Source organism: Streptomyces sp. MUM 2J, from assembly GCF_022414535.1.
GTDB lineage: Bacteria > Actinomycetota > Actinomycetes > Streptomycetales > Streptomycetaceae > Streptomyces.
Window position 1 is genome coordinate 65,255 of sequence record NZ_JADWYM010000002.1, and the last position, 24,737, is coordinate 89,991.

Genomic DNA, 24,737 nt, shown 5'->3' on the forward strand with positions numbered 1-24,737 from the left:
AGGCCCAACGCTGTGTGCCCCAACCGCCCGGGCCCGCGCCCGGCCCGGCGTCCGGACCCGCGCCCGCCGCCCGGACCGGGGTCAGTCGTCCGCCGCACCGGGGTCAGTCGTCCGCCAGTTCCGCCACGCCCGTGATCCGGTGCAGCGGGAGGGTACGGACCTCGTCGGCCGTGTGGTCGTACGCCGTCACGAAGCCGCCCTCGACCCGCACGGGCGCGATGACGCGCTGGCTGGCGCCGCCCTCGGCGTTGACGTAGCCGATCCACACCGCCTCGCCGGTCAGCACGGCGGCCTGGAGGGTGGCGAGGGTCTCCGCGGCCGAGGTGCGCGGCAGCTCGCCGGAGGCCGGCGGGGGTCCCGACGGCTTGCGCGGGGTGGTGGAGGCCAGGTCGCCCGCGCGGATCGCGCGGATCGCGGCGCCGAGCAGGGCCGCGTCGGGGACCGGCGGGCCGTCCGGCACCGGCTCGGGCGGGGTGCGGGGCGGGGTGCGGTGGGCGCCGGGACGGGTGACCAGCACATCGCCCTCCGCCGATTCGGCGGCGGGTGCGAAGCCCATGGCCCGCAGCCCCTCCAGCAGGGTCGCCGGATCCGCCTGGGCGGCCAGCACCGTCGGTGCGAGGCGGCGCAGGCGCAGGCCGGTGGCACGCTTGTCGGCCAGGATCTCGTTCAGCAGGGCGTCGTCGTCGCAGCGGACGTACGCCGAGGCCGCGCCCACCCGCAGCCGGCCGTGGCGGCGGGCCACGTCGTCGATCAGGTAGGCGAGCGGCTGCGGCACCGGGGTGCGCGAGTGCGTGGTGAGGAAGTCCTGCAGCTCGGCCGCGCTGCGCCCGGCGTCCAGGGCGCGCCGCACCGAGGCCGGTGTGAACCGGTAGACCGTCGCGCCGCCCTTGGACTCGATGTCGGCGAGCATGCCGAGCACGTTGGCGAGCGGGCGCTGCAGCGGGCCCGGGGCCACGGCGGTCAGGTCGGCCTGGAGGAGCACGTGGTCGAGCGGTTCCGGCAGCAGCGGGGCGAGCAGCCGGGCGGCGGCGGCCGCGGCGTCGGCCCGGGCGGCGGCGGAGAGCGGTGCCGCGGGGGCGGGCCTGCGGTGGTGGTGCACGGGCAGCTTGTCGCCGGGGCCGGACGGCTCGCCCGCCGCGTCCCCGTCCGGCCGCGCCGCCGGCGCGGGCAGGCCCAGCAGCGCCCGCCCGTGGGCGGACAGCGCGCCCCGCCCGGTCACGCCGAGCAGCTCCGCCTCCGTGAGCGTCGCCCGGGCGAGCCGGGTGCGCAGGTCCTCCTCGCGGCGCTGGGGGCGTTCCCAGTGCAGCCGGGCCAGCACGGACTCGGGGTGCGGGGCGGAGCCCTGCGGCAGTGCGGCGAGCAGGGTCAGGACCCGGTGCCGCACCTCCGGCGCCGCGGAACGGTCCAGTCCGGGGCCGAGCGCGGACAGGGTGCGCTCCTTGGCGTCGCGTCCGCCGACCAGTCCCGGGGTGCGGGTCGCCGTCAGCCACGGCGTCACCAGACGGGCCCAGCGTTCCGGTGCGGGCAGTGCCAGCCACTCGTCGTAGGCCGGGGTGGCCGCGTACCGCTCGTCGGCTTCGCCGTCGGAGGCGATCAGGCCCGCCGCGTACGCCAGTTCCACCCAGAAGGCGGCCGTCGGCTCGGGCACGTCGAGGGCGACCGCGGTCCGCTTCAGGTCCCGCACGCTCAGCCCGCCGGCCCGCAGCACGGCCGGGCCGCCCTCGTCCCAGTCCTTGAGCAGTTCCTCGACGGTGGCGAGCGCCGTCAGTGCCTGGCCGGCGGCGGTGGAGTCCACAGTCTCCGGGCGGTGGGCGGTACCCGTCTCCACCGCCGGTGGCAGCGGCTCCGGTGTGCGGTGCGCCCGCCCGGCGCGCAGGTGCAGGGCGACCTCGCGGGGCAGGACGACCGTCCCGGGTGCCGTCGGCAGCAGCAGCCCGCGGTCCAGCAGCCAGCGCAGATGGGCTGCCGGGTCGGCGGTGACCTGCCCGTAGGGCGGGCCCCACATCAGCCGGGTCAGCACCTCGCGCGCCTCCTCGGGCGCGCCGGCGAGCAGTGCCGTCATCCGTCCCCGGTCGGTGAACAGACCGGTGAGCGCGGTGACCGCGGAGACACCGTCATGCGTGGTCGGCAGCCCCGCCGTCGTCACGATCTCCTGGATCCGTCCCGGCGACATGCCGGCCGCCGCCTCCGCGGCGGCCGGGCCGAGCCCGGTCGGCGACGGGTGCTGCGGGGAGGGGGCGAGCAGCTCCCGCGCCGTGCGCACCAGCCGCAGCCGATCGTCGCCGCCCCACACCAGTGCCTGCTCGCGCAGCTGGTGCAGCGCGTGCGGCAGCGCGGCGGCCACCTCCGGGTCGCCTGCGTCGCCGGCCATGAGGCCCAGCAGGTCCGTGTACGAGGCCGGATCCGTGGCCACGGCCAGTGCCTGGGCCGTCTGGAGGGTGAACCGGTCCAGCCGGTCCAGGGCGCGCACGACGCTGGCCCGCGTGCCGGCACGCGTCGCCAGCTGCGTGAGGTCGGTGGGGACGGGCGTGACGAGGTCGGGGCGGCTGCGCAGGAGCGCGGCCAGGGAGGCGTCGTCGCGCCCGCGGAGTGCTTCCGCGAGGGAGCGGGGCGGAGTGGCCGGGCTGCTCATCCGACCCACGGTAGCGGGTGGGTGCGTCGGTGGAGGGTCGTCGTCCGGCACGGGGCGGCGTGGGAACGATAGCGTCCTCCCCGTGGGGATCGAGAGCGACAAGGTCGTCTACGAGTACCTGAGCCGGGTCGGTGACGTGGCGCAGCAGCGGCAGTTGCCGTCGGCCACGCGCATGCGGCTCGTGTCGCAGCTGCGGGACGAGATCGACCGGCACCGGGCGAAGGCCGCCGTCGACAGTCCTGCCGCGGTGCGCCGCATCCTGGACCGCCTCGGCAGCCCGGACGACGTGGTCACGGCGGCCTCGGACGGTGGGGCGGGGCGCGGCGTGCCCGTGCAGCCGCCACCGGCCGCCGTCCCCGTGCAGCGGGACGACGGGCGCAGGGCGGCGGGGGCGAAGGAGCCGAAGGAGGCGGGGCCCAGGGGCCTGTGGCGTGGGGTGCCGCGTCCGCGTCCGGCCGAGCCGCAGGCTCCGGCTCCGCGCTCCGGCGCGCCGTCGCCGCCGCACCTGGCGGGTGCGCACGAACTCGGCGGGACCAGTGCCGTGCAGCCCGACTGGTGGCGGGTGGAGGGCGGGCCCGCGGACGAGGTGCCCGGGTTCGTCGGTGGCGTGGAGATCCCGGAGCTGCTCAGGCCGCCGCCCTCGGGGAACTCCCCGGGGAAGTCCCCGGAGAGGCCGTCCGGGGAGCCGCGGGTGGATCCGGCGGCGGACGGGGCGGTTTCTCAGGCCGAGCCGGCGGCGGCCGGTCGCCGCCGCCTCGCCGTGCTCACCGCGCGCCGCTGGAGCAACCCTCTGCTGCTGCTCGCCGCCGGGAGCCTCGTCGTGGGCGCGGTGCTGGGGAACCTGGTCGCGCTGCTGGCCGGCTGGCTGATCGCCTGGGCCTCGCGGCGGCTGAGCGACGCCGAGACCAAGTGGGCCGTCGTGATCCTGCCGGGTCTGGCGCTGACGTCGGGCGTGGTGTGGCTGTGGGGCCGCGCCGAGGGCCGCTGGGGCGAACCGGTCGCCGACGGGCAGATGAGCGGCGCGATCGCCGAGACCTGGCCGTGGGTGGTGCGGGGCGCGGCGGTGCTGTCCGCGGTGTTCCTCGTGTGGCGCTCGCAGCGGCGGCCCCCGGCGTGAGGCCGTGCGGCCGGGTCCGGACCGCCCCTCCGCCCGGAACCGGGCGGAGGGTGGGGGAGGCCGGCACGGCACAATGACCGCATGACGTCGCGCGCCCCGGTGGTCGGATTCGACCTCGACATGACCCTGATCGACTCCCGCCCCGGCATCCGCGCCTGCTACCTGGCACTGTCCGAGCTGACCGGGACGTACATCGACGCCGACCTCGCGGTCACGCGCCTGGGGCCGCCGCTCACCGACGAGCTGGCGCAGTGGTTCCCCGCGGAGCGGATCGAGGCGATGGCCGCCCTCTACCGGCAGCTCTACCCGGAGAAGGCCGTTCCGCCCACGCTTGCGATGCCCGGCGCCCGGGAGGCGATCGCGGCGGTGCGGGCGGCCGGCGGGCGGGCGATCGTGGTCACCGCCAAGCACGAGCCGAGCGCCGGACTCCACCTGGAGCACCTGGGCATCGACGCCGACGCCCTCATCGGCGACCTGTGGGCCGAGCGGAAGGCGGAGGCGCTGCGCGAGCACGGCGCCGGCGTGTACGTCGGCGACCACGTGGGCGACGTGCGCGGGGCGCGGGCGGCGGGCGCGCTGTCGGTGGCGGTGGCGAGCGGGCCGTGCGCGCCCGAGGAACTGCGCGCGGCCGGCGCAGACGTCGTCCTCGGCGGGCTCGGCGACTTCCCGGGGTGGCTTTCGGCCTACCTGGACGCTCCGGAACCGGTGCGCGCCTGACGCCGTCCGGCAGCGATCGACCGCATTATGCCGGCTCCGGCGAGCAGGAATCCGACGGCCATGAGCATGCTCAGACCGAACATGTACGTCGGAAAGGGCGCCGTTCCGAGGAGCAGAGGCGCCACGGTGACCAGGGTGGCCACGGCACCGATGAAGAAGACGATCGCACCGGCACGGATCAGCCGATCACCGGGTGCGGTGGAATTCGGTTGGGTTTCGTCACGCACCGGACCAGGGTAGTTCCCTGCCCGAAGGAACGACCGGGCAGCGTCCCGTCTTCCGCCCCGAGGATCTCGATGTGCCGACGGGCACAGTCGAGCAGGTCGGTTGAGCACACGGAGCGCCACCCTCTCGCCGTGCAGCCCCACCTTCGTCGCCTCGCCTGTCTCCACCGGTCGGCCGACGCGGACGGCTCCAGGTCCGTCGAGCGGCGGCGTGGCGCGGTCCGGCACCACCTCGGCCCTCCGCACCGGTCCGGATTGCTGGTGGGCGAGGCTGAGGACACGGACGTCACGGGTCCATGACCCCCTTCGAACGGCCCGGGCGCGGGTGGCTGATTTCCCGGGCCGGGCGGGTGGCTGACGTCCCGGGCCGATGAGTTCGACGTGGTCGTCGCGGCCGGCGTGGACCGGCCCACCCACCGCTCGGTGCCGTTGGTACGACCTTTTCCCTTTCTCGGATTGTTCGCTAATTCGGCCTGCCCTGCTGCTGGGGATCGACTGTCCCGGATCTTCACGGGTACGACATCCGGTAAGACGCCGACGGGCCGGAACGCGATGAGGCTCTCGGCCGCACGCGTGAGGGGAATTCCGCTGCGTCCGGAAGGCGGACGGATTCGCCCGCTCCTTCATGGGCCCGGCGGCGACGGTGGATGCTCTCGGGGGGCGTGGGGTCGGCTTCGAGGTGCCCACCGGCGCCCTCGCCGGCATGGACCAGCTTCGCCGGACGGACGGTCCATGCTCCAAGACATCGAGGTCATGGCCGAGTTCGGGCGTTCCCTGAGGGCAGGTGCATCCGTGCCGGACCGTAGGCGGCCAAGGCTCGGGGGGCGTTTCGGTGGACGCCCCACCGGCGTCACGGAAGGCCTCTCGGCTGCGGCCGGGGCGCGTCGGGGGAAGGAGGAGAAGTGCCAGTGTCATTGCCAGGGCTCTTGGCGTCTCCCGCGCGCTCCTCTGCCGGCGCATCGGGTAACAGTCACGCTTCCCTGACTCATCCTGAGTCCCTATCCCGCCACACGGGCGCCGATAGGGGCACGGTGCCGTTTTAAGGCATGTTCCGCTGGAGAGACCCCCGGTAGGCTGTCTCAACGGCAGTTCAAACGGCGTCCGGCCAGTCCGGGACGGATCGAGGGAGCGTGTGCTTTGCCGACTGGCAAGGTCAAGTGGTTCAACAGTGAGAAGGGCTTCGGCTTTCTCTCCCGCGACGACGGCGGCGACGTCTTCGTGCATTCTTCGGTCCTCCCCGCCGGAGTCGAGACGCTCAAGCCGGGACAGCGGGTGGAGTTCGGTGTCGTGGCCGGGCAGCGCGGTGACCAGGCGCTGTCGGTGGTGCTGCTCGACCCGACCCCGTCGGTGGCCGCCGCGCAGCGCAAGAAGCCGGACGAGCTGGCCTCCATCGTGCAGGACCTGACGACCCTGCTGGAGAACGTCACGCAGACGCTGGAGCGGGGCCGCTATCCCGAGAAGGCGGCCGGGAAGAAGGTCGCCGGTCTGCTCCGCGCGGTCGCCGACCAGCTGGACGTCTGACCCGGCCCCGGTGCTCAGGGGAAGTCGAGTGCGTCCGGGCCGAGCGGCGGCAGCAGTCCCTCGGCCGCCGCACGGGTCAGCAGCCCACGCACGGCGGCGTAGCCGTTCTCGCCGAGCTCGGCGGTGAACTCGTTGACGTACAGCCCGATGTGCTGGTCGGCGACGGCCGGGTCCATCTCCTGGGCGTGTTCCATGACGTAGGGCCGGGACGCCTCGGGGTCGTCCCAGGCCGCTCGCACGGAGGTGCGGATCGCGTCGGCGAGTCGCTTCAGCATGTCCCCGCCGAGCGACCGCCGGGCGACGATGGCGCCCAGCGGGATGGCCAGCCCGGTGGTCCTCTCCCAGTGCTCGCCCATGTCGGCGAGTTTGTGCAGGCCGTAGTTCCGGTAGGTGAAACGCGCCTCGTGGATCACGAGTCCCGCGTCGACCTCCCCGTCCCGCACGGCCGGCATGATCTCGTGGAACGGCATCACGACGATCTCACCGACCCCGCCGGGCACGACGTCGGCCGCCCAGAGCCGGAACAGCAGGTAGGCCGTCGACCTCTCGCCGGGCACGGCGACCGTGCGGCCGGTGAGGTCGAGCCCCGCCTCCCGGGTCAGCACCAGCGGCCCGCAGCCCCGGCCCAGCGCGCCTCCGCACGGCAGCAGCGCGTAGTCGTCGAGCACGTACGGCAGGACCGCGTACGACACTTTCAGTACGTCGAACTCGCCACGTTCGGCCATGCCGTTGGTGACGTCGATGTCCGCGAACGTCACGTCCAGCGCGGGCGCGCCCGGGACGCGGCCGTGGGCGAGGGCGTCGAAGACGAAGGTGTCGTTGGGGCAGGGGGAGTACGCGATCCGCAGGGACGACGCGGGCTCACTGGTCATTGGTTCCACCTCTCTCCCACCTCTCACCAGGAGGCCAGGAGGACGGGCGTGAGTTTCTCGAAGGCTTCGGTGAGGGCGGCGAGGGCCTCCCCGATGCGCCAGGCGGCGCGGTCCCGCGGGCCCACCGGGTTGGACACCGCGCGGATCTCCAGCACGGGCACGTGCTGGGCGACGGCCGCCTCGGCCACGCCGAAGCCTTCCATGCCCTCGGCGAGCGCGTCCGGGTGCCGGGCGCGCAGGCCGGCGGCGCGCGCGGCGGTCCCGGTCACCGTGGAGACGGTGAGGACGGTGCCGGGGCGGGCGCCGGTCGCCCGGACGGCCTCCCCGACCAGCGCGCGCGGCGGCACATGCGTCACCCGGCCGAATCCCAGTTCGGTGACGGGCACGAAGCCGTCGCCGGTCTCGGCACCGAGGTCGGCCGCGGTGATCGCGCGGGAGACGACGAGCGAGCCGACGGGTGCCTCCGGCTGGAACCCTCCGCCGATCCCGGCGCAGACGACGAGACGGTAGGGGGCGCCCCCGAGGGCGGCGGCGCTGAGCGCGGCGGCGGTGGAGGCGGCGGCCCGGGCGGGGCCGACGCCCGCGGCGATCAGGTCGCACACACCGCCGGTCCGCACCAGGTCCACGCCGGGCCGCTCAAGCCGCTCCACCGGGCCCGGGAACGCGCGCGCCACCGCGTCCCGCTCGGCGGGAACCGCGGTGGCGACGAGGACACGCATCGGACAGACCCCGGTCAGTAGGCCTTCTTCAGCTTGAACGTCCAGATTCCCTTGGCTTGCTTCTCGCCCTCACGGATGGAGATCGTGTTGGTCTCGCCCTGGGTGCCGTACTGCATGTTGAAGAACACGCTGCCCGGGATGGAGCGGTAGGTGTTGTTGCTGTAGTCGGCGAACTGCTGGCCGTTGACGAGGATCGTCCAGCCGTTGTCCGCGATGTCGGGGTCGACGCCCACACGGATCGCCTGGTCCTGGCCCAGATCGATCGACTTCACGTCGTTCTTCTGCGTCGCGCAGTCCGCGAGCGTCTTGGCGTCCAGCGGATCGCCGTCGTTGTAGCAGACGGCCTCGGAGCTGACCGAGCTCCGGCCGATGGTGATCGTGGCGATCGGTGTCGGCTTGTCGCAGGCGGACAGCAGGAGCAGTCCGGCGGAAACGGCGCCGGCAACGGCGACGGCGCGGCGGCGTCGCACGACGGAATGCAGCATGGTCATGGCCGAAGGCTATCGGGCAGGCGGCGCGGACCCACCACGCGGGGGGCGGCGTGCCCGGTTCGTTACGCCACTCGCGCTCGCGCGGCCCCTCCGTGGCGTGCCGAGGACAGCAGCCCGCGCACGGTCGTCAGCCAGCCGATCCCCACGATCGCGGCGCCCACCGACAGCCCCAGGGGGCCGTTCAGCGGCATCACGATGCCGACCGCGCCACCGAACACCCACGACATCTGCAGCAGCGTCTCCGACCGCGCGAACGCCGAGGTCCGCACCTGTTCCGGCACGTCGCGCTGGATCAGCGCGTCCAGCGACAGCTTCGCCAGCGCCTGTGCGAACCCGGCGACCGCCGCGAGGCACGCCACCAGGAGTGCCCCGAACAACACCGCGGCCGTGATCGCCGCGGCCAGCACCACGGCCAGCACCGTCACGATGATGATCTCCGGCGCGCGCGACCTGAACCACGCGCCCACCGCCGTGCCCAGCGCGTTGCCGGCGCCCGCGGCGACCGCGACCATGCCCAGCGACACGGCCGCGCTCTGTCCGGTCAGCGGATGCTCGCGCAGCAGGAACGCCAGGAAGAAGATCAGGAAGCCGGTCAGGCAGCGGATCGAGGCGTTCGCGGCGAGCGCGTGGGTGACGGCCGGGCCGACCGTCCTCAGGCCGGGCCGTTTCACCGGCTGCCGGTGCGGTCCGTGCAGATGGCCCTCGTCCGCGGCGAGCAGCGCGGTGTCCTCGCCCTTGGCGGAGTCGACCTTCGGCGGCAGCGAGAAGGACAGGAACATCCCCACGATGAAGAGCACGAACGCCCCGTACAGCGGCCAGCGCGGCCCGATCGCCTGGAGCCCGGCCCCGATGGGCGCCGCCACACCGGTGGCGAGCAGCCCACCGAGCGTGACCCGCGAGTTGGCCTTCACCAGGGAGATCTTCGGTGGCAGCAGCCGGGGCACGACGGCGCTTCTGACCACGCCGTACGCCTTCGACGCCACGAGCACGCCGAGGGCCGCCGGGTACAGCTCCAGACTGCCGGAGACGACCGCGCCGGACAGCACCAGCGCCAGCAGCGCCCGCGCCAGCATCGCACCGGCCATCGCGGCGCGGCGACCGTGCGGCAGGCGGTCCAGGAGTGGGCCGATCACCGGCGCGAGCACCGTGAACGGTGCCATGGTGATCGCCAGGTACAGCGCGACCCGGCCGCGGGCCTCGTCGGTCGGCACGGAGAAGAACACCGTCGAGGCGAGCGCCACCGTGATCATGACGTCGCCGGCGCCGTTCACGCCGTGCAGCTCGATCAGCTTGCCCAGCCCCGACTCGCCGGCGCCGTGCGCGTGTGTGGCCCTGCGGATGCCGCGTGCGGTTCCGGTCACCGGGAAGTGCAGGGCACGCCCGACCACGCGGACGGCCCCCCGGAATCGGCCCGGACCGCCGCCTCGGCTGCTCCCCTTGCTGCCTTTGGAGCCACCGGTGCCGGTGGCTCCTTGGGGGGACTTCGCGGTTGCCACCTCGTCATAGTGCCCCGAGTGAGGCGTCGATAGTGCCCTCGGCGCACGTATGGGCCCGCAGTTTCCGACGTCGATGTAGGCCCAGCGCCGGTGAACAGGTAGCGTGCGTATCTCGGCCATCCCGCAGAATGGATGGTGAGGTGCGCCCGAGCGCGAGCGTGCGCAGACGTCGAAGCGGTCCAGCGGTCCGCTCCGTCGGCCCCGCCGCCGGAGGCACCCGCACCCGGAAGACGGCGTACTGGAGAGAAGCGATACCTGTGAGCGCAGCGAGCACGCGAAGCCGCACCCCCGACCGCCTGTGCGCCGAGGCCGTCGACCTCGCCCGCTCCGCAGCCGAGGAGGCGGCCGCACCCGGCGTCGTCGGCGAGCATGCGGGCCTGGTCTCCGAGGGCGACCGCGTGGTCACGCACTTCTTCGAGTGCAAGGAACCCGGCTACCGGGGCTGGCGCTGGGCCGTCACGGTGGCCCGCGCCTCCCGCGCCAAGATCGTCACGCTGGACGAGGTCGTCCTGCTGCCCGGCCCTGACGCGGTCCTGGCGCCCGAGTGGGTGCCGTGGAGCGAGCGGCTGCGCCCCGGTGACATGGGGCCCGGCGATCTGCTGCCCACCGACGCGGAGGACCTGCGGCTGGAGCCGGGCTTCACCGGCGGGGAGGAGCCGGTTCCGACGTCGGCCGTCTCCGAGGACATGGCGGAACTGGCCGAGGCCGAGGACGCCGAGGTCACCCAGGGTCCGCCCGCCCGCCTCACCACGGTGCCCGCGCGCGGCTCGATCGCGGCGGTCGCGGAGGAGCTGGGCATGCGCCGTGCGCGGGTGCTGTCCCGGTACGGCCTGCACACCGCCGCGGACCGCTGGGAGGAGTCCTACGGCCCGAAGACCCCGATGGCGCAGGCGGCTCCCGCGACCTGTGTCAGCTGCGGCTTCCTGAACCCGATCGGTGGATCCCTGGGGCAGGCGTTCGGGGTGTGCGCGAACGAGTTCTCCCCGGCCGACGGCCGGGTGGTCTCCCTCGCCTACGGCTGCGGCGGCCACTCCGAGGCCGCGGTCATGCCGAAGCCGCCGCAGCCGGCCGCGCCGGTGATCGACGAGACGAAGGTGGACCCCTTCCCGCTCCGTCCGGCCCCGGACTCGGGCTCGGTACCGGCCGTCGCGGACGAGGAGTCGGCGGAGCTGGGCCACTCCTGACGCCGCGGACGGGGGCGGGCGCCCGGCCCCCTCGGGGCGGACCTCCCGGAGGGCGGGGAGGGGCGCGGTACCTTCGTGCTCACCTCTGACGGAGTGGAGTGAACGTGAGCAAGTTCGTGCGGCCCGCTGCCGAGGGCGCGGACCCTTTCGGCACGGCGCGTCTGCGGCGGGGCGTACTGGATGCCTGGGCCACCAGCCCCGCCCGGTTCCGGGAGGACGCCAACGCCGAGGAGGAACTCGTCCTCGGCGGATACCGGGACCGGCTCGTCGTGGAACTCGCGCAGAACGCCGCCGACGCCGCCGCCCGCGCCGGCGTGCCCGGCCGCTTCCGTCTCACCCTCCGCGACGGCGTCCTGGCCGCCGCGAACACCGGGGCCCCGCTGGACGCGGCAGGCGTCGAGTCGCTGGCCACGCTGCGCGCCTCCGCGAAGCGGGACTCCACGCAGCAGGCGGTGGGACGTTTCGGTGTCGGCTTCGCCGCGGTCCTGTCCGTCACCGACGAACCCGCGGTCCTCGGCCGTCACGGCGGTGTGCGCTGGTCGCTGGCCGAGGCCCGCGACCTGGCCGACGAGACGGCCCGGCACAGCCCGGGCCTGGGCGACGAGATCCGCCGCCGCGACGGTCACGTGCCGCTGCTGCGTCTGCCGTTCGCCGCCGAGGGCACCGCCCCCGACCCCTACGACACCGTCGTCGTCCTCCCGCTGCGCGACGCGGCAGCCGCCGACCTCGTCGAGCGCCTCCTGGCCGCCGTCGACGACGCCCTCCTGCTCGCCCTGCCCGGCCTCGACGAGGTCGTCGTCGACCTGGGCGGCGAGGTCCGCACCCTGAGCCGCCGCACCGAGGGCGCGCTGACCGTCGTCGAGGACTCCCGAGACGGCACCACGGGCTGGCGCACCGCCTCCGCGCACGGCCCGCTCACGCCCGACCTGCTGGCCGGCCGGCCGGTGGAGGAGCGCCTGCGCCCGCACTGGTCGCTGACCTGGGCCGTGCCCGTCGACGCGGACGGCGGCCCGGCCCGGCCCCGCACCAGTCCCGTCGTACACGCCCCGACCCCCAGCGACGAGCCGCTCGGGGTGCCCGCTCTGCTCATCGCGTCCTTCCCGCTGGACTCCACCCGCCGGCACGCCGCCGCCGGCCCGCTGACCGACTTCCTGGTGCAGCGCGCCGCCGACGCCTATGCCGGCCTCCTCGCCGACTGGCGGCCGGTGACCGCCGGTGCCCTCGACCTCGTCCCCGGTGCCCTGGGCCGGGGCGAGCTGGACGGGGCGCTGCGGCAGGCGATCCTCGACCGTCTCCCGCGCACGTCCTTCCTGCCGCCGGCCGCCGAGCCCGCCGAGGGCCACGAGGAGCTGCCCGAGTCGCTGCGGCCCCGGGACGCGGAGGTCGTGGAGGGCGCGGGCGCCGAGACCGTGCGGGTCCTCGCCGAGGTCCTGCCCACCCTGCTGCCCGCCGGCCTGGAACGCCGGGCCGAACTGCGCACCCTGGGCGTGGCCCGTGTCCCGCTCACCGACGCCGTCGACCGGCTGGCCGGGCTGGAGAAGGACCCGGCCTGGTGGCGGCGGCTCTACGACAGCCTCGCCGGAGTCGACCCGGACCGGCTGTCCGGACTGCCGGTACCGCTCGCCGGGGGGCCCGCGCAGGCGTTCGGCACCGGGCAGGCCCGTACCACCATCGGTCCCCGGCAGGTGCTGCTGCCCACCCCCGACGGCGCCGGGACCGACCTCGGTGTCCTCGCCCGGCTCGGCCTGAAGGTCGCCCATCCGGATGCCGTCCACCCGCTGCTGGAGAAGCTCGGCGCGCTGCCCGCCACCCCGCGCGCGGTGCTGACCACGCCGCAGGTGCGGGCCGCGGTCGCGGCGTCCCTCGACGACGACGCCGGCGCCTGGGACGAGGACACCCCCGACGCCGAGGAACTCGCCGACACCGTCCTCGCCCTGGTGCGTGACGCGGGCCTGGAGCCCGGTGACGAGCCCTGGCTGGGCGCACTCGCCCTGCCCGACGAGGACGGCGAACCGGCCCCGGCGGGCGAGCTGGTCCTGCCGGGCAGCGCGTTCCACCGGGTGATGCGCGAGGGCGAACTCGCCTGCGTGGACACCGAGCTGGCCGACCGGTGGGGCGAACAGCCTCTGGCCGCCTGCGGCGTGCTGGCGGGCTTCGCACTGGTCCGCGCCACCGATGTCGTCCTCGACCCGGACGAACTGGAGCCGCGCGAGGGCGACTTCGCCGAGACCGACGACCCCGGTCTGCTGGACGCGGTCGACGTGTGGTGCGAGGACATCCTCGACCGCTTCCCCGACAGCCCCGTGCCTCCGGTCGCGACCGAGCTGGTCGCCGTGCGCGACCTGGACCTCGTCGACGACGACCACTGGCCGCGGGTGCTCCCGCTGCTGTCGCAGCCGCCCCTGCGGGACGCCGTCGTGCAGCCCGTGCGCATCCTGCTGCCCGACGGCACGCACGAGGTCGTACGGTCCTACACCGCCTGGTGGCTGCGCGGGCACCCGGTCCTCGACGGCCGCCGCCCCGCCGGCCTGCTGGCCGCCGGAGGCGACCCGCTGCTGCGCGGCCTGTACGACGAGGCGGACGCCACCGGCTTCGGCGACGAGCAGGTGCTGCGGGCGCTGGGCGTGCGGACGTCGGTGGCGGCCCTGCTGGACGAGCCGGGCGGCGCGGCCGAGCTGCTGGACCGCCTCGCCGACCCGGAGCGCACGGTGACGGCCGCCCAGCTGCACGGCCTGTACGGTGCGCTGGCCGAGCTGGACCCCGAGCAGGTGACCCTGCCGGACGACCTGCGGGCCGTGGTCGACGGCGAGGTGCGGGTGGTGGACGCGGCCGACGCGGTGGTCGTCGACTCGCCGGACCTGCTGCCGTTCACCGAGGGCGTGCCGCTGCTGCCGGTCCGCCCGTCGCGGGCCGCGGAGCTGGCTGACCTGTTCCAGGTGCGCCGGCTGAGCGAGTCCGTCACCGGCGAGGTCACCTCCGAGGGCGCCGAGCACGACGTACCCGAGGCGGTGCGCGTGCTGCTCGGCCCGCGCACGCCGGACACCTACGTCGAGCACGAGGAACTCGTCGTCGACGGCGTCGGCATCGACTGGAGGCTCACCGACGACGGCGTCCTGCACGCGGCCACCCTGGAGGGCGTCGCCGCCGGTCTCGCCTGGGCGGCGGGCCAGTGGCCGCGCCGTTTCGAGGTGGCGGCCCTGCTGGAGGACCCCTCACGCACCCGGGAGCTGGCCCGCGACCGCTGGTTCGACTGACGCCCCGCCCGACACCTCCGGCGCGCCACGCTTCCCGTGCCCGGGGCCCGGCCCACGGCCCCGGGCCCCGGGCCCCGAGGGCGGTCACCCGGGGAGGGGCGAGGGGAACCGCGCGACCGGCCGTCCCGGCGCCGCGGTCGGCCGCCGCCGGGTCCCGGCCCTCCGCGGCGGGGCGCTCACCCCGGGACGCGGGCGGTGCTCACGTCGGGAAGCGCCGGCCCACCCACCGCCACAGGTACTCCAGGGTGACCGCCCCCGCCACGGCGATGCCCACCGCGGTCCACGGCATCTGCACCCCGACCAGCTTGAGCGCGAAGAAGTGCTGGAGCCACGGTACGGCGAGGACGAGAAGGAACGCGCCGCCCATCGTGGCCACCAGCGTCACCCGCCACCAGGTGTAGGGGCGGGCGATGATCGCCAGCACCCACATCGAGATCAGGAACAGGGTGAGGGTGGCCGCGCTGGTCTCGGCGCCCAGTGAGCCCGAGCCGGTGTAGTGGTGGCGGGCGATCAGGTAGGTGACGAACGTGGCGGTCCCGGCGACCACGCCGCCCGGGATCGCGTACCGCATGACCCGCCGGACGAAGTGGGGCCGGGCCCGTTCCTTGTTGGGGGCGAGGGCGAGGAAGAAGGCGGGCACCCCGATGGTGAGGGTGGACAGCAGGGTCAGGTGCCGGGGCAGGAACGGGTACGGGACCTGCCAGAACACCACCAGCAGCGCCAGCAGTACCGAGTACGCCGTCTTCACCAGGAACAGCGTGGCCACGCGGGTGATGTTGCCGATGACCCGCCGGCCCTCGCCGACCACCGACGGCAGGGTGGCGAAGCTGTTGTCGAGGAGCACGATCTGCGCGACGGCCCGGGTCGCCTCGGAACCGGAGCCCATGGCGACACCGATGTCGGCGTCCTTCAGCGCGAGGACGTCGTTGACGCCGTCCCCGGTCATGGCGACCGTGTGCCCGCGCGACTGGAGCGCGCCGACCATGTCCCGCTTCTGCTGCGGGGTGACCCGCCCGAAGACGGTGGCGTCGTCGAGTTCCCGGGCCATGCCCTCCCGGTCGGTGGGCAGCCGGCGCGCGTCCACGGCCGTTCCGGTCAGGCCGACCTTGGCGGCGACGGCGGAGACGGACACGGCGTTGTCGCCGGAGATGACCTTGGCGTGGACGTTCTGCTCGGCGAAGTAGCGCAGCGTGTCGGCGGCGTCGGGGCGCAGCCGCTGTTCCAGGACGATCAGTGCGGAGGGGCGGGCACCGCGGGCCACCTCGGGGTCGTCCAGGTCGCGCGCCGCCCGGGCCAGGAGGAGGACCCGCAGGCCCTGCCGGTTGAGCTGCTCGGTGTCGGCGAGGGCCGGGTCATCGGCGGGCAGCAGCACGTCGGGCGCGCCGAGCAGCCAGGTGCTGGACTCGCCGTCGCCCTCGCTGAAGGAGGCACCGCTGTACTTGCGGGCGGAGGAGAACGGCAGGGACTCGGTGCAGCGCCATTCGTCGCTGTCGGGGTAGGCGTCGATGATCGCCCGGAGGGAGGCGTTCGGGTGGGGGTCGGACTCGCCGAGCGCGCCGAGGGCCTTGCGCACGTCGGCCTCGTCGCCGTCCTTGAGCAGGCGCAGGCCGGTGACGTCCATGCCGCCCTCGGTGAGGGTGCCGGTCTTGTCCAGGCAGACGGTGTCGACGCGGGCGAGTCCTTCGATGGCGGGCAGTTCCTGCACCAGGCACTGACGGCGGCCCAGCCGTATGACCCCTATCGCGAAGGCGACGGAGGTGAGGAGGACGAGCCCTTCCGGGACCATGGGGACGATGCCGCCGACGGTGCGGGCGACGGAGTTCTTCAGACCGTGTTCCTTGACGACGAGCTGGCTGATGACGAGGCCGATCGCGGTCGGCACCATCATCCAGGTGACGTACTTGAGGATGGTCGAGATGCCGGTGCGCAGCTCGGAGTGGACGAGCGTGAACCGGGACGCCTCCTCGGCGAGCTGGGCGGCGTAGGCTTCGCGGCCGACCTTGGTGGCCTGGAACGCGCCGCCGCCCGCGACGACGAAGCTGCCGGACATGACGGGGTCGCCGGGGTGTTTGACGACCGGGTCGGCCTCGCCGGTGAGCAGCGACTCGTCGATCTCCAGCCCGTCGGCCTCCACGCACCTGCCGTCGACCACGACCTTGTCGCCGGGTCCGATCTCGATGAGGTCGCCGAGCACGATCTCGGAGGTGGCGACGGCGACGGCGACCCCCGCGCGGCGCACGGTGGGCCGGGCCTCGCCGATCACGGCGAGGGAGTCGAGGGTCTTCTTCGCCCGCCACTCCTGGACGATGCCGATGCCGGTGTTCGCGATGATCACGAAGCCGAACAGGCTGTCCTGGATCGGCGCGACGACCAGCATGATCAGCCACAGCACGCCGATGATGGCGTTGAACCGGGTGAAGACGTTCGCCCGGACGATCTCGGCGAGGGACCGGCTGCTGCGCACCGGGACGTCGTTGACCTCGCCGCGTGCCACCCGTTCGGCGACCTGCGCGGCCGTGAGACCGCCCGCCGGCACCGACGGGACCGGGAGGGGGTGCCCGGCGTCCAGGTCCGCGCCCGCGTCGATGTGCGTCATGCATTCGACGGTACGTGCGGATGTGCGGCTTCACCCGCCGAGTACCCGCAGAATCCGACTTGGGGAGGAGGGGGAATGCTGCGCCGGTAGGAGGCGCGTGGGGGCTCGTGCACCGGGCGGGTTCCTCCCGGGCCCGGTCGCGGCACGGGGGAGCCCGGGGGAGAGTCCCCCGTGTTCCGTGTGTTCCGTGCCCCTCCGGGGCGCTCAGGCGGTGGTCGTCTCCGTGCGGGCCGCCGCGGCCGCCCGCTTGAGGGCGGCGTCGCGCTTGCGGACGTACCAGATGCCGATCAGGCCGAGGCCGCCGCCGGCCAGGCAGGTCCACAGCCACCAGGTGTGGCCGTGGTCGTCGTACCAGCCGTAGAAGGGCAGCTGGACGAGGAAGAGGACGAACCAGACGATCGTGCCGCCGGTGATGGTGGCGACCACGGGGCCCTCCAGGGGCTCCGGCGCCTCGTGCTTGGGGGTCCACTTCGCCATGCGCACAGCTTACGAGGCGGCGGATCCGGACGGGCCGCGACCGGGGTCTTCGGGGCGGGACGCGTGCTCCGAAGGGGTCTACGCGCGGAGATGGTAATCAAGGAACCCATATGTTCATACTGAAACCCTTTGCCTCAGTCCACTTCTGTTCGTAGGAACGTATCAATGCCCACCTCGGCCCCCGCCAAGGTCCCCGCGCCCGAGCAGCCGGGCAAGGCGCCCGCCCACGGCGCCCTCGACCGCTACTTCAAGATCTCGGAGCGCGGCAGCACCCTGGCGCGCGAGGTCCGGGGCGGCTTCGCCACCTTCTTCGCGATGGCGTACATCATCGTGCTGAACCCGATCATCCTGGGCAGCGCGAAGGACATGTACGGTCACCAGCTCGACAACGGCCAGCTGGTCACGGCCACCGCTCTGACGGCGGCCTTCACCACGCTGCTGATGGGCGTCATCGGCAACGTACCGATCGCGCTCGCCGCCGGCCTGGGTGTGAACTCGGTCGTCGCGCTCCAGCTCGCCCCGCGCATGTCCTGGCCGGACGCCATGGGCATGGTGATCCTGGCGGGCTTCGTCGTGATGCTCCTCGTCGCCTCCGGCCTGCGTGAACGCGTCATGAACGCCGTGCCGTTCAGCCTGCGCAAGGCCATCTCGATCGGTATCGGCCTGTTCATCATGCTGATCGGCCTGGTCGACTCCGGCTTCGTCAGCCGCATCCCGGACGCCGCTCACACCACGGTCCCGCTCCAGCTCGGCGGCGACGGTCACCTCAACGGCTGGCCGGTGCTCGTCTTCGTGCTCGGTGTCCTGCTCACGCTGGCGCTCATCGTGCGCAAGGTGTCCGGGGGGATCCTCATCTCGATCGTCACGATGACGGTCCTCGCGGCGATCATCGACGCCGTGGCGACGGTGCCCTCCTGGGGCCTGACGACGCCCCACTGGCCCGGCAACCCGGTCGCCACGCCCGACTTCGGCCTGGTCGGGCAGGTCAGCCTGTTCGGCGGCTTCGGCAAGGTCGGTGTGCTGACCGGCTTCCTGTTCGTGTTCACCGTCCTGCTCTCCTGCTTCTTCGACGCCATGGGCACGATCATGGGCGTCTCCGACGAGGCCGAGCTCACCGATGCCCAGGGTCATATGCCCGGCATCAACAAGGTCCTGTTCGTCGACGGTTTCGCCGTCGCCGCGGGCGGTGCCAGCTCCTCCTCGGCCACCACCTGCTTCGTGGAGTCCACGGCGGGTGTCGGCGAGGGCGCGCGCACCGGTTTCGCCAACGTGGTCACCGGCGCGCTGTTCGGTGCGGCCCTGTTCCTGACGCCCGTCGCCACGATGGTCCCGTCCCAGGCGGCCACCCCCGCCCTGGTCGCGGTCGGCTTCCTGATCCTGGCCGGTTCGGTCAAGGAGATCGACTGGGCCGATCACACGCTCGCGATACCGGCGTTCGTGACCATGCTGATGATGCCGTTCACCTACTCGATCACCAACGGCATCGGCATGGGCTTCATCACCTTCACGGTGCTGCGCCTGGCGGCCGGCCGGGCCCGGGAGGTCCCGGTGGCGATGTACGTGGTCTCGGCGGTGTTCGCCTTCTCCTACCTGATGCCGGCTCTCGGCCTGCTGTGAGCCGGAGGCTCGGCGGAGCGGAGGTCTGGCGGGGACGGCGGTCTGCCGTGACGGTCAGGCGGGTGCGGCGGCCGCGGGTGCGCCCGCTGCGCCCGGCACCCGTGGTCCCGTGTGGGGGCCGCCCGTGCCCGGGGTGACCCCGTGCCTCAGGTGACCCCGTAGAACTTCTCCGTCTCCTCGACGGCGGACTGGAACCGCTCGTCGAAGTCATCCCGAACGAGCGTCCGGACGACATAGTCCTGGACGCTCATTCCTCTCTTGGCCGCGTGGTCCCGGAGCCTTTCGAGCAGCTCCCCGTCTATCCGCAGGCTGAGCACAGTGGTCCCCATGCCCATGAGGGTCGCGGCAGCGTTCGGGCCGGTGTGTCACGTTCCGCTCTTTGATCACCCATATGAGTGAAGCGATGCGTCAGTGGTCAGCGTCACGGGCATCACCCCCGCCCCGAGTGGTCGTTAGTCAGAGTAATGAGTTAGGTTAAAGAACATGCCGGACCTCACCCATGGCGACGACGCTGCCGCCGTGAACTCCCTGCGCTCCGCCGTGATGCGGCTGTCCCGTCGGCTCAAGCACCAGCGCGTCGACGAGTCCCTCAGCCCCACCGAGATGTCGGTGCTCGGCACGCTGTCCCTCTGCGGCCAGGCCACCCCCGGTGAACTCGCCCGCAAGGAGCACGTCCAGCCGCCGTCGATGACCCGCATCGTCGCGTTGCTCGAATCCAAGGGGCTCGTCAAGCTGGAGCCGCACCCCGAGGACCGGCGCCAGAAGGTCGTCACCAAGACCGAACAGGCCGAGGTGATGCTCGCCGAGAGCCGCCGCAAGCGGAACGCCTTCCTGGCCACCCTGGTCGAGGACCTCGACGAGGACGAGTGGGAGAAACTCCGCGCCGCCGCCCCCGTCCTGGAGAAGCTCGCACACCTGTAAGTACGTCGCGCTAGGAGGCGAAGCCTTTTGAGTCCGGGATCCGGAGCACCTTCCGCACCCGCACCGACCGTCCCCCCTACCTCCACCTCCCGCACCTCCTCGATGTTCAGCTCGCTGAAGATCAGGAACTACCGCCTCTTCTTCGTCGGCCAGGTCGTCTCCAACACCGGTACCTGGATGCAGCGCATCGCCCAGGACTGGCTGGTGCTCAGCCTCACCGGCTCGGCCACCGCCGTCGGTGTCACCACCGCCCTGCAGTTCCTGCCGATGCTCCTGTTCGGGCTCTACGGCGGGGTCCTCGTCGACCGCCTGCCCAAGCGCCGCACGCTGCTGTTCACCCAGTCCGCCATGGCCGCCACGGGCCTGGCGCTGGCCGCACTGACCCTCACCGGGCTCGTCCAGGTCTGGCACGTCTACCTCGCCGCGTTCCTCGCCGGCCTCGCCACGGTCGTCGACAACCCGGCCCGCCAGTCCTTCGTCTCCGAGATGGTCGGACCCGACCAGCTGCAGAACGCCGTCAGCCTCAACTCCGCGAACTTCCAGTCCGCCCGCCTCGTCGGCCCCGCCGTCGCCGGCCTGATGATCACCGGCGTGGGCACCGGCTGGGCGTTCCTCTTCAACGGCCTGTCCTTCCTCGCCCCCATCACCGGCCTGCTGCTGATGCGGGCCCGTGAACTGCACGTCGTCGACCGCGCCCCGCGCGGAAAGGGACAGCTGCGTGAAGGCCTGCGCTACGTCGCCGGGCGCCCGGAACTCATCTGGACGATCACCCTGGTGGGCTTCATCGGCACGTTCGGCTTCAACTTCCCGGTCTACCTGTCCGCCTTCGCCGACGACGTCTTCCACGCCGGAGCCGGCACCTACAGCCTCTTCAACACCCTCATGGCCGTCGGCTCCCTCGCCGGTGCCCTGCTCGCCGCGCGGCGCGGCACCGCGCGGATGCGGGTCCTGATCGCGGCGGCCATGACCTTCGGCGCCCTGGAGGCGGTCGCCGCCCTTGCCCCGTCACTGTGGCTGTTCGCCCTGCTCATGGCCCCGATCGGGATGTTCGGCATGACCGTCAACGTCACTGCCAACACCAGCGTTCAGATGGCGACCGACCCGGCCATGCGCGGCCGGGTCATGGCCCTGTACATGATGGTGTTCATGGGCGGCTCGCCGGTCGGCGCGCCCATCGCCGGATGGATCACCGACGCCTACGGCGTCCGGGCGGGCCTCGCCGTCGGCGGCGCGATCTCCGTCCTCGCCGCCGCGGGCATCGGCCTCGCCCTGGCCCGGGTCGGCGGCCTGCGCCTGTCGGTCGGCTGGAACGGCGGCCACCCGCACGTCCGCTTCGTCCCGCGCGAGCGGCGGGAGGAGCCGGTGGCGGTGTGAGGGCTCCCGGGGGACCCGGATCCTGTCCCGGATCCCCCGCGGGTGCCGCGACACCTCCCACGCACGCGCGCACGGAGGGACCACCCGGGACCAGGAGACGGAGAAGCGGTAGGCGCTCCCACGCACGCGCGCACGGAGGGACCATCGAGTCATGAGACTCTTCGCCGCCGTGCTCCCGCCGGCCGCCGCCGTAGAGGAGCTCGCCGCCGCCGTGGCCGCGCTGAGGCAGCTCCCCGGTGCCGACGCCCTGCGCTGGACCGGCCGCCCCGGCTGGCACGTCACCCTCGCCTTCTACGGTGAGGTCGACGACGTCGTCGTCTCCGAGCTGTCGGCCCGGCTGGAGCGGGCCGCCCACCGCACGGGCCCCTTTCCGCTCGCGCTGAGCGGCGGCGGCCAGTTCGGGCGCGGCAGGGCGCTGTGGGCCGGCGCCGACGGCGACCTGGCGGCCCTGCGGCTGCTGGCCTCACGGTCCGAGTCCGCGGCGCGCAGGGCGGGCCTGGCACGGGAGGAGCACCGCCGCTACAGGGCTCACCTGACGCTCGCACGCAGCCGCACCGCGGTGGACGTGCGGGCGCATGTCGAGGTGCTGCGCGAGTTCTCCGGCCGCGCCTGGACGGTGCGCGACCTGGCCCTGGTCCGCAGCCACCCGCCGCGCTCGGGGACGCCGGGCGAGCAGCCCCGCTACGAGGCGGTCGCGCGCTGGCCACTCGGTGGCGCCGGTTAGGCTTTTTCCCGTGGACCCGAAGACCCGGAACCGGATCATGGCCGGCGCGCTCGTGCTGATGTTCGTGGTGGTGATCGCGGCCGCGGCAGTCAGGAGGTAGACCGCCCGCCGGCACCGCCCGGCGGCGACTGCCGTGCGAGGGCCTCCGGGTACGACATCCGACACGGCCCCAGGCCCGCGAGGATCTGCACGGGCCCAAGGCCGGGCCGAAACCGGCCGCCGTGACCGATGCCATAAGCCGGAGAACCTCGCAGATCCCCGGCGGGGCGCCCTCGTTGATCAGGGGCACCCGACAGCTTGATCACGGCGACGCAGCACGGAGCCGCAGCGGTGCGGGGCGGAGCCAGCCACCTGCTGCGCTGCGGCTCCGCACGCCTACCGTCCGACGGTGATTGCCCATCGGACGCGGGACGGGGCGTTCACCCTCACCGTTCCGTGTGTGCGGTTGGTCTTCAGATCCAGTTGGTTGAAGGTGCTGCTGACCTCCCCGTCCACGCATTCAAGGGGAAAGCTCAGACCGACGGGATCCACTGAGACGGTCAGCTTTCCTTCGCCCTGGCAGTTCACCAGGACCGATAGTGCGCCAGCCTTGATCCCGCCCCGGATTTCCATCTCTTGGTTGCCGCTGGCGTTCGCTGTCTGTGCGACCACTTCTCCTGCGGGAAGGACCGGCGCCTTGGCCACGGTCTCCCCGGCAACGTTCTCGGCGCGGTCGGATGCCGGGGTTCCTGACGGCGAGGATGAGGCACCCGGCATGGGCGTGTGGGTGGAGTGCGCGGCGTCGTCCTGGGCGCTGGTGCAGCCGGGCAGTGTGAGGACGGCGGACAGCACACCTGCTGTTGTGATGACCCTCAGCCTTCCCACAGATACCAGCCGACCCGGTAGGGGGAGTAGCTGACGACCTTGTGCACAGGGGAGGTCGTGCAGTTCTGATGGAGCATGTAGCTCTTTCCCATGTGCTTGAGTCGCCAGACGCCGTACCTGGCGTGTGTGGTCTTGTGCGACGGAGTGTCCACGGAGATCGAATTACCCAGCTTGGCCGTGAGTTTCGCCGACACGGTGACGTTGAACTTGGCCTTGATCTTGACGAGCATGGTGTTGACCGAGGTCTCCAGATCACCGCTGACGGAGACACCCACCTCACCAGTCACCTCGGAGGTGAAGGTCGACCTGGCGGTTCTGGACGTGGCGTTGTAATTGGCGTTGGTCGGCCCGACACCCTGGTGGAACTGCTTCCCCTGGCTGGTGGGCACGTAGACGGCGTGAGCTGGGCTGCAGTCCACGGCGTCGGGCGAGTTCTCCGGCTCAGGCTTGCCCGGATAAGTCGGGTCGTCTGCTGGTTCGTCGACAGGACCGTCCGGTATTTCTGTGACCTCTTCCTCTGGCTCTTCCGGTGGTGCGGTATTGACGATCGAGTCCACCACCGACGTCGAGGGAATGGGCGTTTCGTCAGCGGCCAGCGCGGGGCCGGTCAGGGCTGCGCACAGCAGGATTGTTGTTGAGGAGACAACGGTGGCGCAAAGTCGTGGGTTCACGCGATGCCTATCCGGTGGGGACTGCCATTTCGGCAGTCGGATGCGTTGAACCTACGTCAAAGATGTGGTGGAGGTGATGATTCCAGTGATCATCTGAGGGAGAATTGAGGATAAGAGTCGTGATGCATCTCCCGAGCCCGGCGTCGGGTGGGTGCGGGACGCGCTTGCTTCGAGCGGGCTCGAAGGCGTTGGCTGATGCTTCATGAAGTACACGCAGCTCGGACGCACCGGACTCAAAGTCAGCCGACTCGTCCTCGGCACGATGAACTTCGGACCTCAGACCGACGAGGCCACCAGTCACGCGATCATGGACGCGGCGCTCGACGCGGGGCTGAACTTCTTCGACACGGCGAACGTCTACGGGTGGGGCGAGGACAAGGGCCGTACCGAGACGATCATCGGGAACTGGTTCGCGAAGGGCGGCGACCGGCGCGACAAGGTCGTCCTCGCCACCAAGGTGTACGGAAACATGGCCCGGGACGGGGAGGCGTGGCCGAACCACGACAAGCTCTCCGCGCTGAACATCCGCCGGGCGGTCGACGCGAGCCTCAAGCGGCTGCAGACCGACCACATCGACCTCTACCAGTTCCATCACATCGACCGCCGCACTCCCTTCGAGGAGATCTGGCAGGCCGTCGACGTCCTGGTACAGCAGGGGAAGATCCTCTACGTCGGCTCCTCGAACTTCCCCGGGTACAAGATCGCCCAGGCCAACGAGGTCGCTGCCCGCCGTGGCGGCACCATCGGCCTCGTCAGCGAGCAGTGCCTCTACAACCTGGCCGAGCGGCGCGCCGAGATGGAGGTCATCCCGGCCGCGCAGGAGTACGGGCTCGGCGTCATCCCCTGGTCGCCGTTGCACGGCGGGCTGCTCGGCGGTGTGATCAGGAAGGAGGCCGAGGGTGGACGCCGCGCGAGCGGACGTGCCGCTGACGCCCTCGCCGACACCGCGATCCGCGAACGGATCCAGGCGTACGAGGACCTCCTCGGCAAGCACGGCCTCGAACCCGGCGAGACCGCCCTCGCCTGGCTGCTGACCCGGCCCGGTGTCACCGGCCCGATCGTCGGCCCCCGCACGGTCGAGCAGCTGGAATCGGCGATCCGCGCCGTGGGTCTGGAGCTGGGCGACGAGGTCCTGGCCGGCCTGGACGAGATCTTCCCGGGCCCGGGCCCGTCCCCGGAGGCCTTCGCCTGGTGAGCCGTCGGGCCGTCGCGCCCGGGCAGCCGCCGCTCCACCGCCGGGACGGCGGCTCCCGACCTCCGGGCGCC

General features: G+C 72.9%; 21 protein-coding genes. 10 read left to right on the forward strand and 11 right to left on the reverse strand.

Annotated features, from left to right (window positions below):
• Window positions 1–103: 103 nt before the first annotated feature.
• On the reverse strand, window positions 104–2,632 hold the full coding sequence (locus tag I3F54_RS02175; protein ID WP_240116819.1) for a helicase C-terminal domain-containing protein: 2,529 nt from the start codon (window positions 2,630–2,632) through the stop codon (window positions 104–106).
• Between the two features lie 82 nt (window positions 2,633–2,714).
• Between I3F54_RS02175 and I3F54_RS02180 the strand changes: the two genes are divergently transcribed.
• On the forward strand, window positions 2,715–3,749 hold the full coding sequence (locus tag I3F54_RS02180; RefSeq protein ID WP_240116820.1) for a hypothetical protein: 1,035 nt from the start codon (window positions 2,715–2,717) through the stop codon (window positions 3,747–3,749).
• An 81-nt stretch (window positions 3,750–3,830) separates the two neighbouring features.
• Complete coding sequence (locus tag I3F54_RS02185) at window positions 3,831–4,466, forward strand: HAD family hydrolase (protein ID WP_240116821.1); 636 nt, start codon at window positions 3,831–3,833, stop codon at window positions 4,464–4,466.
• On the opposite strand, the gene I3F54_RS02190 is transcribed toward I3F54_RS02185, so the two are convergent.
• A complete protein-coding gene (locus tag I3F54_RS02190) occupies window positions 4,433–4,693 on the reverse strand; it encodes a hypothetical protein (protein WP_240116822.1) in 261 nt (86 codons plus the stop codon). The two genes, I3F54_RS02185 and I3F54_RS02190, sit on opposite strands and share 34 nt — an antisense overlap.
• 1,134 nt (window positions 4,694–5,827) lie before the next feature.
• Between I3F54_RS02190 and I3F54_RS31990 the strand changes: the two genes are divergently transcribed.
• Window positions 5,828–6,211, forward strand: a complete 384-nt coding sequence (locus tag I3F54_RS31990; protein ID WP_205383233.1) for a cold-shock protein — start codon at window positions 5,828–5,830, stop codon at window positions 6,209–6,211.
• A gap of 14 nt (window positions 6,212–6,225) precedes the next feature.
• Here the strand turns inward: I3F54_RS31990 and I3F54_RS02200 are convergent, their stop codons facing one another.
• The 4 genes from I3F54_RS02200 to I3F54_RS02215 form a co-directional block, all read right to left on the reverse strand.
• Entirely contained in the window at window positions 6,226–7,083 is an 858-nt protein-coding gene (locus tag I3F54_RS02200) for a 1,4-dihydroxy-6-naphthoate synthase (protein WP_240116823.1), read from the reverse strand.
• A 23-nt stretch (window positions 7,084–7,106) separates the two neighbouring features.
• Window positions 7,107–7,802, reverse strand: a complete 696-nt coding sequence (locus I3F54_RS02205; protein ID WP_240116824.1) for a futalosine hydrolase — start codon at window positions 7,800–7,802, stop codon at window positions 7,107–7,109.
• A 14-nt stretch (window positions 7,803–7,816) separates the two neighbouring features.
• Window positions 7,817–8,293 (reverse strand): DUF2771 domain-containing protein, encoded by a 477-nt coding sequence (locus I3F54_RS02210; RefSeq protein WP_240116825.1) that lies wholly within the window; start codon window positions 8,291–8,293, stop codon window positions 7,817–7,819.
• A gap of 62 nt (window positions 8,294–8,355) precedes the next feature.
• Window positions 8,356–9,789 (reverse strand): MFS transporter, encoded by a 1,434-nt coding sequence (locus I3F54_RS02215; protein WP_240116826.1) that lies wholly within the window; start codon window positions 9,787–9,789, stop codon window positions 8,356–8,358.
• Between the two features lie 257 nt (window positions 9,790–10,046).
• Between I3F54_RS02215 and I3F54_RS02220 the strand changes: the two genes are divergently transcribed.
• Window positions 10,047–10,973 (forward strand): DUF3027 domain-containing protein, encoded by a 927-nt coding sequence (locus I3F54_RS02220; RefSeq protein WP_240116827.1) that lies wholly within the window; start codon window positions 10,047–10,049, stop codon window positions 10,971–10,973.
• 104 nt (window positions 10,974–11,077) lie between these two features.
• Window positions 11,078–14,227, forward strand: a complete 3,150-nt coding sequence (locus tag I3F54_RS02225) for a sacsin N-terminal ATP-binding-like domain-containing protein (protein ID WP_240116828.1) — start codon at window positions 11,078–11,080, stop codon at window positions 14,225–14,227.
• A 199-nt stretch (window positions 14,228–14,426) separates the two neighbouring features.
• On the opposite strand, the gene I3F54_RS02230 is transcribed toward I3F54_RS02225, so the two are convergent.
• Window positions 14,427–16,823, reverse strand: a complete 2,397-nt coding sequence (locus tag I3F54_RS02230) for an HAD-IC family P-type ATPase (RefSeq protein ID WP_240116829.1) — start codon at window positions 16,821–16,823, stop codon at window positions 14,427–14,429.
• 204 nt (window positions 16,824–17,027) lie between these two features.
• Window positions 17,028–17,300, reverse strand: coding sequence for a DUF2530 domain-containing protein (locus I3F54_RS02235; protein WP_240116830.1), 273 nt, complete (start codon window positions 17,298–17,300; stop codon window positions 17,028–17,030).
• A gap of 165 nt (window positions 17,301–17,465) precedes the next feature.
• On the opposite strand from I3F54_RS02235, the gene I3F54_RS02240 reads away from it, so the two are divergent.
• Window positions 17,466–18,917, forward strand: a complete 1,452-nt coding sequence (locus I3F54_RS02240) for an NCS2 family permease (RefSeq protein ID WP_240116831.1) — start codon at window positions 17,466–17,468, stop codon at window positions 18,915–18,917.
• Between the two features lie 146 nt (window positions 18,918–19,063).
• Here the strand turns inward: I3F54_RS02240 and I3F54_RS02245 are convergent, their stop codons facing one another.
• Complete coding sequence (locus tag I3F54_RS02245; RefSeq protein WP_240116832.1) at window positions 19,064–19,252, reverse strand: BrnA antitoxin family protein; 189 nt, start codon at window positions 19,250–19,252, stop codon at window positions 19,064–19,066.
• Window positions 19,253–19,400: 148 nt separating this feature from the next.
• On the opposite strand from I3F54_RS02245, the gene I3F54_RS02250 reads away from it, so the two are divergent.
• The 3 genes from I3F54_RS02250 to thpR all read left to right on the forward strand — a co-directional run bounded on the left by I3F54_RS02250 (window position 19,401) and on the right by thpR (window position 21,936).
• Window positions 19,401–19,838, forward strand: coding sequence for a MarR family winged helix-turn-helix transcriptional regulator (locus tag I3F54_RS02250; RefSeq protein WP_240116833.1), 438 nt, complete (start codon window positions 19,401–19,403; stop codon window positions 19,836–19,838).
• Between the two features lie 102 nt (window positions 19,839–19,940).
• On the forward strand, window positions 19,941–21,212 hold the full coding sequence (locus I3F54_RS02255) for an MFS transporter (protein ID WP_240116834.1): 1,272 nt from the start codon (window positions 19,941–19,943) through the stop codon (window positions 21,210–21,212).
• Between the two features lie 151 nt (window positions 21,213–21,363).
• Window positions 21,364–21,936 carry an RNA 2',3'-cyclic phosphodiesterase gene (thpR, locus tag I3F54_RS02260; protein WP_240116835.1) on the forward strand — a complete coding sequence of 191 codons (573 nt, stop codon included), beginning with the start codon at window positions 21,364–21,366 and terminating at the stop codon, window positions 21,934–21,936.
• 375 nt (window positions 21,937–22,311) lie between these two features.
• Here the strand turns inward: thpR and I3F54_RS02265 are convergent, their stop codons facing one another.
• Together I3F54_RS02265 and I3F54_RS02270 are read right to left on the reverse strand one after the other, a co-directional pair.
• Window positions 22,312–22,767: a hypothetical protein gene (locus I3F54_RS02265; protein ID WP_240116836.1), complete on the reverse strand. Its 456-nt coding sequence runs from the start codon at window positions 22,765–22,767 to the stop codon at window positions 22,312–22,314.
• A 20-nt stretch (window positions 22,768–22,787) separates the two neighbouring features.
• Complete coding sequence (locus tag I3F54_RS02270; protein ID WP_240116837.1) at window positions 22,788–23,189, reverse strand: hypothetical protein; 402 nt, start codon at window positions 23,187–23,189, stop codon at window positions 22,788–22,790.
• 484 nt (window positions 23,190–23,673) lie between these two features.
• On the opposite strand from I3F54_RS02270, the gene I3F54_RS02275 reads away from it, so the two are divergent.
• Complete coding sequence (locus I3F54_RS02275) at window positions 23,674–24,666, forward strand: aldo/keto reductase (protein ID WP_240116838.1); 993 nt, start codon at window positions 23,674–23,676, stop codon at window positions 24,664–24,666.
• The last annotated feature ends 71 nt before the right edge of the window (window positions 24,667–24,737 follow it).